Raw genomic sequence first — 13,231 nt, forward strand, 5'->3', positions numbered from 1 at the left:
CTCAATGATCCAAGAGGCCCGAGCCGGGTCAGCTCATCCAGAGCCTTTATTCATCGATGGTCACATCATCTTGTAGAGCCACTGGTACTCTTCAGCATCGTGGCTTTTATGATGTTATTGGTTATATGGGGAAGTACTTATTTTTTAGTCAATAAAGAGCGTATGTCCATTGAGCGTCAGGCAGAGCTGTCCGTGGGTGAAATCACCGACACCTACGAAGCAAGGGTTGTAAGGGCCCTCAGGGAAATTGACACGACACTGAAGTTAGTACGTTTTACCGCCAATAGCAGCAATCACTCGAGCGTGCTCAGTGTGTTAAATGAGCAGCGGCTGCTGCCTCCCGCACTGCTTTTTACCATCAGTATTGTTGATTCGCAGGGCATGGTTGTTGAGACCACTGATCCTGGGCTGCTTGGGCAGCGCCTAACGCCTCCTGCGCAAGCAATGCTGGACGATGATTACTTAGCCGTGGGAGAAAAGGATGCTAACCAGATTACCTTTACTCGGCCATTAAGGCCTGAGCAAGAATCTGCGCAAGGGGGAGGCTCAGGCTGGGTCATCATCGCTATTGATGCCAATTACTTTGTGAGCAGTTATGAAGTTCGATCTTTGGGCCAGCAGGGCATGCTGGCACTCGTCGGTGCGGATGGCATCGTACGGGTCAGGCGTTCTGGAGATGTGATCCATTCAGGCGAGTTAATGGATATAGGAGCCTGGAAAAGTAGCACACTGGATGCTGTTAGTGCGCCCTTTATGACCCACTGGCAAGGGGTTGAGCGTTACACACTGGTGCGCGAGCTGTATGATTTTCCACTCTCGATCGTGGTAGGGCTCTCTGCCCAGGAGCAGTTGGCCGCAGCTCACCAGCTTGCGCGAAACTATTGGCAGCGGGCCGGTTGGACTAGCGGCCTGCTACTCATCATTCTGGCTATACTCGGTCGTTTGAGCTGGCAACTTCAGTGGGCGCGGCGGCGGGTAATGGAAGAGCGTGTATCACATGCTCAGCAGGTCGAACACTTAGCTTTCCATGACACGCTAACCGATTTGCCTAATCGAGCCTTTTTGAGCCACTTGATTACTCAGGCCGTGAAGCTTGGCGGTCGCCATAGTGAATCCTTCGCGCTGCTTTTCTTGGATCTTGACCGCTTTAAGTTAATCAATGACACCTTGGGTCACGATGCCGGAGACCATCTCCTGCAAGAAGCAGCAAGTCGACTGACCACTTCGGTGCGTGAAAGTGATGTCGTCGCTCGGTTAGGGGGCGATGAATTTGTCATCCTTTTGAGTAAGGTTAGTCGACGAGACCAGATTGAGCCCATCGCCCAAAAAATTCTTTCAGCCATCAGAGAGCCCTTTATGCTAGCGGGCCAGGAGTGCCATGTCTCGGTAAGTATTGGTGTCTCGCTGTATCCGTTTGACGGGCTTGACGAGCAAACATTAATGAAAAGCGCTGATATGGCGATGTATCAGGCGAAGCTGCTGGGCAAAAACACTGTCCAGTTCTATACCGATGAATTAAGTGCGGAGATGGATGTGCGTTTAACCTTGGAGTCTGGCCTGCATCGTGCGCTTGTGAGTCATGAGTTTAGGTTGTTCTTCCAGTCAAAGCATGACGTCGAAGTAGGTAGCACGCTTGGCATGGAGGCATTGCTTCGTTGGCAGCATCCAACGCTTGGATTGCTGGAACCCGCCCAATTCATGCCCCTGGCTGAAGAGAGCGGTTTGGCCATGCCTATCGCTCAATGGGTGCTCGAAAATGCCTGTAGGCAAAACATGCTGTGGCAACAAGAAGGGTTTCCCGCATTAACGATGGCGGTCAAGATTTCTGCACGCCAATTTTACGACAACAGCTTTGTGGAGAGTATCAAGGAGGCATTAGCCACTACTGGAATGGATCCCTGGCTACTTGAGTTGGAAATGACAGAGAGCATGCTGCTGCAGGATGTTCAGCGTACGGCGAGTCTCTTTGCCGAGATTAAAAAACTCGGGGTTAAGATAGTCATTGACGATTTTGGTACAGGGTATTCTTCTTTATCTGACTTAAACGCTTTGCCTGTCGATACGTTAAAAGTAAGTTCTTCTTTGGTTAAGCGCTTATCAGGCACTCGTCGCGACCAGCAGTTATCGTCATCGGTCATTGAGTTGGGTAAACGTCTAGGGATGCAGGTGTTCGCGAAAGGGGTCGCTTCTCATGAGCAGTCCCATTTCATAGGCAGCCACTCCAGTCTCCCTTTTCACGGCTTTTATAGTAATAGACCGTTATCAGCAGAGGAGAGCTGTCAAAGGGAGAAATAGCCCAGACAGACACCGCTTACCCTTTTACAGCCAATGTAGGGCAAGCAGTGCACAGGTTTTAGCCGACTACTTTACATATTAGGGTAGTTGGGTCCGCCACCGCCTTCTGGTGCTACCCAGGTAATATTTTGCGCTGGGTCTTTGATGTCGCAAGTTTTGCAGTGCACGCAGTTTTGGAAATTGATCTGAAAGCGTGGCTGGCCCGCGCTATCCTCTACCACTTCGTAAACACCGGCCGGGCAGTAGCGCTGCGCCGGTTCTGCGTATTTGGGCAGGTTTTCGCGGATCGGTAGCTCAGGATCGTCCAGGCGCAAATGACACGGCTGATCCTCTTCATGGTTGGTGTTCGACAGAAACACAGAGGTAGGCTTGTCGAAGGAGAGTTTGCCGTCCGGTTTGGGATAGTTAATCTTTTCAAACTCGGCTGCAGGCTTGAGGGCGCCATAGTCTGTGGTGGTGTCGTGGACGTTAGGCAGCTTGTTGCCCAGCAACTGGTGAGCAAAATTATATGCTCCACCGCCCACGGTGCCATATTTATGGATCGCGGGGCCGAAGCTGGCGCTCTCTTTAAGCTCTTGGTAGGCCCAGCTGGCTTCCCATTTCTGGGTAAAGCTCGTTAGCTCCTGGGCGCCTTCATCACCACCTTTGATCGCCTCAAATACGCTCTCCGCGGCAACCAAACCAGACTTCATGGCGGTGTGCAGGCCTTTGATCTTGGAAAAGTTGAGAGTGCCCGCATCGCAGCCAATCAATAGCCCGCCGGGGAAGGTCATTTTGGGTAGGCTGTTAAAGCCCCCTTGGTAATCGCCCGGGCGCCATAAGCCACGCGCTTGCCCCCCTCCAGATACTGACTAAGTACCGGATGATGCTTCATACGCTGAAATTCGTCGAAGGGCGAGAGCCACGGGTTCTGGTAGCCCAGATCCATAATCAAACCCACCACCACCTGCTGGTTTTCCGCATGGTAAAGAAACCAGCCGCCGTGAGCGTTTTTATCTAATGGCCAGCCAGAACCATGCAACACAAGCCCAGGCTCATGCTTGTCGGCAGGCACATCCCACAGCTCTTTAAGGCCGATGCCGTAGTGTTGCGGGTCGCGTCCTGCATCCAGTGAGAAGTCTTTGATTAAGCGCTTGCCCAAATGCCCCCGCGAGCCTTCGGCAAACAGCGTGTATTTGGCGCGTAGTTCCATGCCCGGCATATGGCCATCTTTAGGGGTGCCATCTGCGGCAACACCCATGTCGCCAATCAGAATGCCGCGCACGGCGCCTTCTTCAATAATGACCTCTTGGGCGGCAAAGCCTGGGAAGATTTCTACGCCGAGGCCCTCTGCCTGTTCCGCCAGCCAGCGGCACAGATTGCCTGCACTGATTACATAGCGGGTAAGCTCGCCGCCGGTGTTATGCATGCTTTTAGGTACCAAGGCGTTGGGCACTTTCTGCGCTTTTTCGGCGTCTTTGAGCAAGAAAACGTCATCGCGAATCGCCGGGGTATTGAGCGGTGCGCCGCGCTCTTCCCAATCTGGAAACAGTTCCGCCAGTGCGCGAGGTTCAAAGACCGCGCCCGATAAAATATGTGCGCCAACTTCTGAGCCTTTCTCAACGACGCAAACCGTGAGCTCTTGCTCAGCCTCGTTGGCTTGCTGCATTAGTCGGCATGCGGCGGAAAGCCCGGATGGGCCCGCACCGACAATGACGACATCAAAGTCCATTACATCGCGTTCAACAGTTTCCACCCGGTTTCTCCTTATTCTCTTTAAGTGCCAGCGCTTACAAAGCTAATCTAAGGGTAACTCCAGGGAACTAGCTTATAAAAAGTTGGCCTTAATTTAAAACGGTCGTTTGCTTCTGGTTATGCCCCATAATAGGCATAATACCTGTGTCAGGTCACGCCTACGATGGTGAAAGGGCATTTATTGGCAGTATGCTTCGTTAACCCTCGTTCAGTGCTACGACTAAGGCCGTAGTGGATGATTAAGCATTAGGTATTGTCGCTTTATGGCAGGCTATGGCAGATTGGTAGGGTTTTTCAATTGCGCACCTATCAAACGCTCGATTGAATTTTGTGTATTGAATTTAAAAGCGCCGCCATTTTTGTTGGCAGCGCCTGTATTGGGGCCGGCGAATCGCTGTTGAGCGATTGCCAGTAAGGCTTCAATACGCCACACATCTTAAAAAGGGGTATCCGCTGGGCGGGTGCCGTCTCAGGGTAACGGCTTTACGACAAGCCAAGCGAGGAACCTATGAAAGTACTCGTCGCGGTGAAACGCGTCATCGACTATAACGTCAAAATCCGCGTTAAAGCGGATCACTCGGATGTCGATCTTACCAACGTCAAAATGGCCATGAACCCCTTCTGCGAAATTGCCGTGGAAGAGGCGGTACGCCTGAAAGAGAAGGGCGTGGCGACAGAAGTCGTCGCCGTCACGGTAGGGCCCAAAGCCGCCCAAGAGCAGCTGCGTACCGCGCTGGCGCTGGGCGCTGACCGCGCCATTCATATCGAAACCGACGAGCGCGCCGAATCCCTGGCCGTGGCCAAGCTGCTGGCCAAAGTGGTCGAAGAAGAGCAGCCGGGGTTGGTGGTGCTGGGCAAGCAGGCCATCGACACCGACAACAACCAGACCGGCCAAATGCTCGCCGCGCTGACCGGCCTGCCGCAAGGCACCTTTGTCTCGGAAGTGGAAATTAGCGGGGACGGAAGTGATAAAAAGCTTAATGTGACGCGTGAAATCGACGGCGGCCTGCAAACCATCGCACTGACGCTACCGGCGATCATCACCACCGACCTGCGCCTCAACGAGCCTCGCTACGCCAAGCTGCCCGACATCATGAAGGCCAAGAAGAAGCCGCTGGATGTGAAAACCCCGCCGACTACGGCATCGAGGTCGCCTCCAAGGTCAGTCTGCTCAAAGTAGAGTCGCCCGCCGAGCGCAAAGGCGGCGTCAAAGTCGCCTCGGTAGACGAGCTGATCGACAAACTGAAAAACGAAGCCAAAGTTCTTTGAGATAAGCTCTTTAAGATAAGTGCTTTGAAAACCGTACTTTAAGAAAAGAGCTTTGAAAGGAGTTGATGCCATGAGCATTCTGGTACTTGCGGATCTACACGAAGGCCAACTGGCCGGCGCCACCGCCCACGTCGTGGCGGCCGCCCAAGCTATCGGTGGTGATATTGACGTTCTGGTGGCCGGTGAAGGCGTTCAAGCCGCCGCCGAGGCCGCCGCCAAGCTCGACGGCGTAAGCAAAGTCCGCGTCGCGGATAACGCCGTTTACGCCCACCAACTGGCCGAGCCCATGGGCGCGCTGCTGGTCGAATTGGCCGATGGTTACACCCATGTGCTGGCCAGCGCCTCCACCACCGGCAAAAACGTACTGCCGCGTTTAGCGGCGCTAAAAGACGTCAGCCAGCTGTCGGACGTTATCGCCGTGGACAGTGCCGATACCTTCAAGCGTCCTATCTACGCCGGTAACGCCATTGCGACGGTGAAAAGCGACGATGCCCTCAAGGTCATCACCGTGCGTTCCACCGGCTTTGATGCGGTCGGCACCAGCGGCAGCGCGACGGTGGAAGCCGTCGACGTAGTGGTGGACAACAACCAGTCCAGCTTTGTGAAAGAGGAACTGGCGCAGTCGGATCGTCCTGAACTGGGCGGTGCCAAGGTGGTGATCTCCGGTGGCCGCGGTATGGGCAACGGCGAAAACTTCAAGCTGCTCGACGGCATTGCCGACAAGCTGGGGGCTGCCATTGGTGCTTCCCGGGCCGCGGTAGACGCAGGCTTTGTGCCCAACGATATGCAGGTTGGCCAGACCGGTAAGATCGTCGCCCCAGATCTGTATATCGCCGTGGGTATTTCCGGTGCCATTCAGCACCTGGCGGGCATGAAAGACTCCAAGGTGATCGTCGCGATCAATAAAGACGACGAAGCACCGATTTTCCAGGTGGCGGATTACGGCCTGGTGGGGGATCTGTTTGAGATCCTGCCGGAACTTGAGAGCAAGCTGTAAACAATACCGTGATTCAATAGCGGTGGGCCGACTTCGCCAGAAGTCGGCTTTTTTTTTGGCGGGTGTATTAGGTAAACTGGCAATAGTTGACTAAAGTACTGGGGCAAAAGGTAAGAAAAACCACCCCGGTGGTTGAAAAAGCTGCGGGCTGACCGCACATAGATAAGTGAAAGCAACGAAAGCCACTCAAGGAGATGATGATATGGCACATACACTACCCGAATTGCCGTACGCATATGACGCTCTCGAACCAAACATCGATGCGATGACGATGGAAATTCACCATTCTCGTCACCATCAAACCTACATCAACAACCTGAACGCCACGCTGGAAGGCACAGGTCTTGAAGATGTACCTGTCGAAGAGCTGGTCGCTAATCTGGATCGCGTTCCAGAAGCCAAGCGTCAAGCCGTTATCAATAACGGTGGCGGTCATGCCAACCACTCCATGTTTTGGCAAATGATGTCGCCTAACGGTGGTGGTAATCCCCAGGGTGATGTCGCAAAAGCGATTGACGCTGAGCGGGTGGCCTGGAAGCCTTTAAAGAAGAATTCAAAAAAGCCGCCCTTGGCCGTTTCGGCAGTGGTTGGCTTGGCTCTCCATTACTCCTGAAAAGAAATTGGTGGTAGAGAATACCCTGAACCAAGACAGCCCGTTGATGCACGGCAACACGCCGCTGCTCGGTCTGGATGTTTGGGAGCATGCCTACTACCTGAAGTATCAAAACAAGCGTCCTGACTACATTGCTGCGTTCTTTAACGTAGTTAACTGGGAAGACGTTGAGCGTCGTTATCAAGCTGCGATTAGCTAATATTGCTATGAGCCGCTAACTGCGCCGGTTCACGGCGCTGTTAAAAACCGTCCACTTTTTAGTGGGCGGTTTTTTATTGCCTGGGACAGTGTTTTAGGGGCAGGGTTGGGCATTAGCTGTCAATATCCTGTGGATGAAAAATACCACATATGCTTGAATTGATTTTTCATTGGTCTATATATAGTATGCGTCGTATCTTTTAGAGAGGGCAGGCACTAGATGTGCCCTACCCGAAAAATGCCGCTATGAAAAGGAAAATAGCCATGGAAATCCAAATTTATAGCAAGCCCGCTTGTGTTCAATGCACCGCGACTTACCGCGCGCTCGACAAGCAGGGGCTTGATTACACTGTTATCGATATTACCGCCGAATCCGGTGCCCAAGAAGAAGTCGAAGCTCTCGGCTATCGCCAGCTTCCTGTCGTAGTCGTCGGCGAGGATCACTGGTCGGGTTTCCGCCCAGACCGCATTCAAGCGCTGGCTTAAGTCATCCCAATGCTGGCAAGTTGCTCACCTTCACCTATCGCCGGCAGTTTGGTTTACTTCTCTACAAAATCAGGCAATACCCATCGATTTGTAGAAAAACTTGGTTTTGCCGCAAAGCGACTGCCGTTGAATCGAGATGAGCCTGTTCCACGAGTCACCCAGCCGTATATTTTAATTACCCCCACTTATGGTGGGGGAAGCGAGCAGGGTGCGGTGCCCAAGCAGGTGATCCATTTTCTTAACACACATAATCGAAGCCTCCTGCGGGGGGTGATTGCAGCGGGAAATACAAATTTTGGCGAAGCGTATGGCCTTGCTGGCCGCATTATTGCGAAAAAATGCCAAGTGCCGCTGCTGTATCGATTCGAATTATTTGGCACCGACGATGACGTGGCCAATGTCCGTCAAGGAGTAGAAGAGTTTTGGAAACGACAAACCTAGCCCTGAAAGACTCAGCGCCGAAAGACTCAGTCTCGAACGACGTATCCACTAAAAACGGTGAGGCCAAGCGGCCAGCGGCGAAGACAGAAGCTCGCACGCTGGACTATCACGCTCTTAACGCCATGCTCAACCTGTACGGTGCCAATGGCGAGCTGCAGCTGGATAAAGATCGCGAAGCGGCACGCCAGTACTTTTTGCAGCACGTTAACCAGAACACGGTGTTTTTCCACTCGTTAGAGGAGAAACTCGATTACCTGGTCGAAGAGCAGTATTACGAAGCCGAGATGCTGGCCCAGTACAGCTTCGCCTTTATCAAGGCGCTGTTCGAGCAGGCCTATGCATATAAGTTTCGCTTCCCTAGCTTTTTGGGCGCCTTTAAGTACTACACCAGCTACACGCTGAAGACGTTCGACGGCAAGCGCTATCTAGAGCGTTACGAAGACCGCGTCTGCATGGTCGCGCTAACCCTGGCGCGGGGCGACGAAACGCTGGCGAAGTCGCTGGTGGATGAAATCATTAGCGGCCGCTTTCAGCCGGCGACCCCCACCTTTTTGAACTGTGGCAAGCAGCAGCGCGGCGAGCTGGTGTCATGCTTCCTACTGCGTATCGAAGACAATATGGAGTCGATTGGCCGTTCGATTAACTCGGCCCTCCAGCTCTCCAAACGCGGCGGCGGCGTGGCGTTTCTGCTCAGTAATATTCGTGAGTCGGGTGCGCCCATCAAGCGTATTGAAAACCAGTCATCGGGCATCATCCCGATTATGAAACTGCTGGAAGACGCCTTCTCCTATGCTAACCAGCTGGGGGCTCGTCAGGGGCAGGGGCGGTGTATCTTAACGCTCACCACCCGGATATCCTGCGCTTTTTGGATACCAAGCGGGAAAATGCCGACGAGAAAATTCGTATCAAAACGCTCTCCCTGGGCGTGACGATTCCGGATATTACCTTTGAACTTGCCAAGCGCAACGACGACATGTACCTGTTCTCGCCCTACGATGTAGAGCGTGTTTACGGCGTGCCCTTTGGCGACATCAGCGTTACCGAGAAGTACCAAGAGATGGTTGCGGATGCGCGCATTCGTAAGCATAAGATCAATGCACGGGCCTTCTTCCAAACTCTAGCCGAGCTGCAGTTCGAGTCGGGCTACCCGTACATCATGTTCGAAGACACGGTTAATCGCGCCAACCCGATTGCTGGCCGTATCAACATGAGCAACCTTTGCTCGGAAATTCTTCAGGTCAATACGCCTACCGAGTATGACGATGACCTGGGTTATCGCCAAATCGGTCAGGACATCTCCTGTAACCTGGGCTCCATGAACATTGCCAAGGTGATGGACGCAGGCGATATCGGTACCAGTGTGGAAATCGCCATTCGTGGCCTCACCGCCGTATCAGAGATGAGTAACCTGCGCAGCGTGCCCTCTATTGCCGAAGGTAATGCCAAGTCGCGGGCGATTGGCTTGGGCCAGATGAACCTGCACGGCTATCTGGCGCGGGAGCACATTTACTACGGCTCTGACGAAGGTTTGGATTTTACCAACCTCTACTTCTACTGCGTTGCCTTCCATGCGATCCGGGCGTCGAACCGTTTGGCGATTGAGCACAAAGAGTCGTTTGCGGGCTTTGCAGACTCTACCTACGCCTCGGGTACTTTCTTCGATAAGTACACCGACCAGGCGTGGCTGCCGCGCACCGATAAAGTACGTGGGCTATTTGAGCGCAGCGGTATCGCGCTGCCGACCCAAGACGATTGGCAGGAGCTGAAAGCCTCGGTCATGGCCCACGGTTTGTATAACCGTAACCTGCAGGCAGTACCGCCCACGGGGTCGATCTCCTATATCAATAACTCCACCTCCAGTATTCACCCGGTGGCGGCGAGAATCGAGATTCGTAAAGAGGGCAAGTTGGGACGCGTTTATTACCCGGCGCCTTTCCTGGATGAAGCTAATTTTGACTACTTCCAGGACGCCTACGAAATCGGCCCGGAAAAGATCATCGATACCTACGCGGAAGCCTCGCAGCACGTCGATCAGGGCTTATCGCTAACGCTGTTCTTCCCGGACACCGCAAGCACGCGCGATATCAATAAGGCGCAGATTTACGCCTGGCGCAAAGGCATCAAAACGCTTTACTACATTCGCCTGCGCCAGAGTGCGTTAGAAGGTACCGAGGTAGAAGGCTGCGTTTCCTGCACGCTGTAATGGTACTGATTTCTGTCGATACGCCTTGTATCTGTTATTGAGCATTCGTTTTTAAAACAAGCTTTTTATAACCAATTTTTATAAATAAGCTTTGCTAGCCCGGCTGTCACAGCCGGGCTTCGAGAGAGTGATATGAATACCATGCAACGTTTATCGCGGGTTGATGCGATTAACTGGAACCGGCTTCAAGACGATAAAGACCTGGAAGTGTGGAACCGCTTGACCAGTAATTTTTGGCTGCCCGAGAAGGTGCCACTGTCGAACGATATTCAGTCGTGGAATACGCTGACCGAGAAAGAAAAGCAGCTGACGATCCGCGTTTTCACGGGCCTGACACTGCTGGACACCATCCAAAGCAGCGTGGGTGCGCCGGTATTAATGGAAGATGCTCGCACTCCCCATGAAGAGGCGGTTTATACCAATATCGCCTTCATGGAATCAGTGCATGCGCGCTCCTACAGCTCGATTTTCTCGACGCTCTGCACCACTCGTGATGTGGACGATGCCTTTCGCTGGAGTGAAGAGAATCCCACGCTGCAGGCGAAATCTGAGCTGATTTTAGAGCGCTACCGCTCGGATGATCCGCTGATGCGCAAAGTCGCCAGCGTGTTCCTGGAGTCATTTCTGTTCTACTCCGGCTTCTACCTGCCGATGTACTGGTCAAGCCATGCCAAGTTGACCAACACCGCCGACCTTATTCGTCTAATCATTCGCGACGAAGCGGTACACGGCTACTACATCGGCTATAAATTCCAGCAGGCAATGGCGGAAGCGACGCCAGCGCGTCAGCAGGAAGTCAAAGATTACGCCTACGAGCTGCTGCTGGAGCTCTACGACAACGAAGTGCGCTACACCGAGTCACTGTATGACGAGGTAGGTCTAAGCGAAGATGTGAAAAAATTCCTTCACTACAACGCCAATAAAGCGCTGATGAATCTTGGCTTTGAGCCCCTATTCCCCAGCAGCGTCACCGATGTAGATCCAACCATCATGGCGGCGCTGTCACCCAACGCCGACGAGAACCACGATTTCTTCTCCGGCTCCGGCTCCTCCTACGTGATCGGCAAAGCCGTCGCCACCGAAGACGACGACTGGGCGTTTTAAGCTGTTTATTGAATATTGTCAGTGTGCGCGGTGAGGGTAAGACGTCCTCACTGCGTGTGAAAAGACTATTGAACGAGGTGGTAGGTTTATTCGAAATTAAATTTGTTATCTAACTTGCTGTGAGTGATAAGGAGACTTGTATGCCTCGAGAATCAATTCCTAAGGGCCTGAGGGAAAAGGTTTTTGATGAGTACGATCATCGCTGTGCGGTTTGTGCAAGTGATAGGCCTCATCTGCATCACGTCGATGAGGACGCGACAAATAATACACTAGAAAATCTCCTTCCTCTTTGTCCGAATTGCCATCTCAGAGATCAGCACAACCCAACAAGAAAAGTTGATATTCCGAAGTTAAAGCTATTCAGGGAATATAAAGACCCGAGCATTCTTAAGCCACAGTTTCATCCAATATATCTTCGTCAGATGTTCCTAGATGATGTTCAGATCAATATTGACCCTGTTGATTCTTTGGAGAAGAAGGCAGGTGAGTTAATTGAGTTTGTGGCATCTTTGGAAATGGGGGATTTTTATAGTAAGCGTTTAAAGGAATTGATTGGTCGACAAAGTATGGCCTTTATGTTTAGTCTTTCTAGTGGCCATAACCCTGAGTTTGAGCGACAAATTAACAGGTCTAGGGAGAGCTACCGAAAGCAATTGGTAGAAAATAATAAACATGCAAAGGGGCTTTTGGTTGAGCTTCTAAGATATCAGGCTTGGGCAGATAGTTAACAATATTAACTGCATAGAGGCTGTTCGGTTCGACTATGTATTCCAGCAAGACATATGTGATGGCTCAGTTAATAGCTATCGGAGGTCACTTATGAATAGATTTGATGTCGAGATTGAAAAAGGCGGAAAAGCCTTCATAGGGAAAGCATCCGTTTCAGGAGGAATGTTGACTGTTGAATCTTTTGAGTTTGGCTCAAAGTCAGCGTCAATCTCCTTAAATAATGAGCTTTTAGCTAAAATTCTCTTGTATGAGCTACTGAATAATTCACTTAATGAGGGTTGGTAAAGCTATGTCTGCAGAAATAAGAGATCTAGAAAATCTCATCCTGAAAAAAGAAGCAGATCTCAATCATGCGGAGGGTGAAAGCCAATCACTTAACTCTGGCAAGTACAAGTCTTCATCAAACGCTGTAATGTCAAAAATTCTTGTTAATTCACTGCGTAGAGAAATAAACGATCTATATAAGCAGCTTGAGGGAATGAGGGTTTAAGTGTTGTTAACAAATGTAGATACGTTTAATCTCCCCATTCCCTAGGTTTAAAACCGTACTCTGTTTTCCAATTCGTGCTGCAGGATGCTAAATTTATCAGGAAGAAAAGGAGGAGGTATGCCAGACAACCCCGCTAACGTATTGAAAATTGCCGCAGCAATGGTGAGCGATCCCGATGGTCGTTTGCTACTCGTGCGTAAGCACAATACGTCCTTCTTTATGCAGCCCGGCGGCAAGATCGATGCGGGTGAAACCGAGCTAGAGGCACTGTGCCGTGAGCTGAAAGAGGAGTTAGGCTTGCAGGTTAATGAAGATCAACTGATTCCGCTAGGTGTGCACAGCGCCCCCGCTGCCAATGAGCCGGGCATGATGCTCGAAGCGCACCTGTTTAGCCTTGTTATCGACGAGCCTGTCGAGGCAGCGGCTGAAATCGCCGAAGCAAGATGGGTAACTCGTGAAGAGGCTTGGCAACTTCCGCTGGCTCCGCTGACAAAAGAGTACGTAGTGGTAAACTATTAAGCTTGAATATTGTGATAAAGGGCGCCGATGGGCGCCTTTTTTATGCGTGTTAGGTAAGCGAAATCGACTGATTGTTAATGATAAATATTGTCATTTATTCTATTAGTGGTAGGCTATGACCCGTAAAAGATAAACGCAAATCGTTCTAATACC

General features: G+C 51.8%; 8 protein-coding genes and 4 pseudogenes. 11 read left to right on the forward strand and 1 reads right to left on the reverse strand.

All coding sequences use genetic code 11. The annotated features are described in order from the left end of the window. The first annotated feature begins 108 nt into the window (after nt 1–108). Nucleotides 109–2,295: a putative bifunctional diguanylate cyclase/phosphodiesterase gene (locus FDY98_RS09530; protein WP_217920567.1), complete on the forward strand. Its 2,187-nt coding sequence runs from the start codon at nt 109–111 to the stop codon at nt 2,293–2,295. A gap of 71 nt (nt 2,296–2,366) precedes the next feature. On the opposite strand, the pseudogene FDY98_RS09535 reads toward FDY98_RS09530, so the two are convergent. Continuing rightward, nucleotides 2,367–4,030 (reverse strand): annotated as a pseudogene (locus FDY98_RS09535) (electron transfer flavoprotein-ubiquinone oxidoreductase). Between the two features lie 507 nt (nt 4,031–4,537). On the opposite strand from FDY98_RS09535, the pseudogene FDY98_RS09540 reads away from it, so the two are divergent. The 10 genes and pseudogenes from FDY98_RS09540 (at nt 4,538) to FDY98_RS09585 (ending at nt 13,078) form a co-directional block, all read left to right on the forward strand. Then, nucleotides 4,538–5,298, forward strand: a pseudogene (locus FDY98_RS09540) (electron transfer flavoprotein subunit beta/FixA family protein). 70 nt (nt 5,299–5,368) lie between these two features. Then, on the forward strand, nt 5,369–6,295 hold the full coding sequence (locus FDY98_RS09545; protein WP_155705798.1) for an electron transfer flavoprotein subunit alpha/FixB family protein: 927 nt from the start codon (nt 5,369–5,371) through the stop codon (nt 6,293–6,295). 202 nt (nt 6,296–6,497) lie between these two features. Beyond that, nucleotides 6,498–7,107 (forward strand): annotated as a pseudogene (locus FDY98_RS09550) (superoxide dismutase). Between the two features lie 263 nt (nt 7,108–7,370). Beyond that, entirely contained in the window at nt 7,371–7,592 is a 222-nt protein-coding gene (gene nrdH / locus FDY98_RS09555; protein ID WP_008956787.1) for a glutaredoxin-like protein NrdH, read from the forward strand. A gap of 9 nt (nt 7,593–7,601) precedes the next feature. After that, complete coding sequence (gene nrdI, locus FDY98_RS09560) at nt 7,602–8,033, forward strand: class Ib ribonucleoside-diphosphate reductase assembly flavoprotein NrdI (protein ID WP_155705799.1); 432 nt, start codon at nt 7,602–7,604, stop codon at nt 8,031–8,033. Continuing rightward, nucleotides 8,015–10,236 (forward strand): annotated as a pseudogene (gene nrdE / locus FDY98_RS09565) (class 1b ribonucleoside-diphosphate reductase subunit alpha). The gene nrdI and the pseudogene nrdE overlap by 19 nt, the downstream one beginning before the upstream one ends. Before the next feature lie 132 nt (nt 10,237–10,368). Further along, entirely contained in the window at nt 10,369–11,340 is a 972-nt protein-coding gene (nrdF, locus tag FDY98_RS09570; RefSeq protein ID WP_009286429.1) for a class 1b ribonucleoside-diphosphate reductase subunit beta, read from the forward strand. A gap of 140 nt (nt 11,341–11,480) precedes the next feature. Next, a complete protein-coding gene (locus FDY98_RS09575; RefSeq protein WP_027959119.1) occupies nt 11,481–12,068 on the forward strand; it encodes an HNH endonuclease in 588 nt (195 codons plus the stop codon). 91 nt (nt 12,069–12,159) lie between these two features. Continuing rightward, nucleotides 12,160–12,354 carry a hypothetical protein gene (locus FDY98_RS09580; protein WP_027959120.1) on the forward strand — a complete coding sequence of 65 codons (195 nt, stop codon included), beginning with the start codon at nt 12,160–12,162 and terminating at the stop codon, nt 12,352–12,354. Nucleotides 12,355–12,676: 322 nt separating this feature from the next. Next, nucleotides 12,677–13,078, forward strand: coding sequence for an NUDIX hydrolase (locus tag FDY98_RS09585; protein ID WP_027959122.1), 402 nt, complete (start codon nt 12,677–12,679; stop codon nt 13,076–13,078). Nucleotides 13,079–13,231: the final 153 nt, after the last annotated feature.

It is taken from the genome of Halomonas sp. PA16-9 (assembly GCF_009728585.1).
GTDB lineage: Bacteria > Pseudomonadota > Gammaproteobacteria > Pseudomonadales > Halomonadaceae > Vreelandella > Vreelandella titanicae.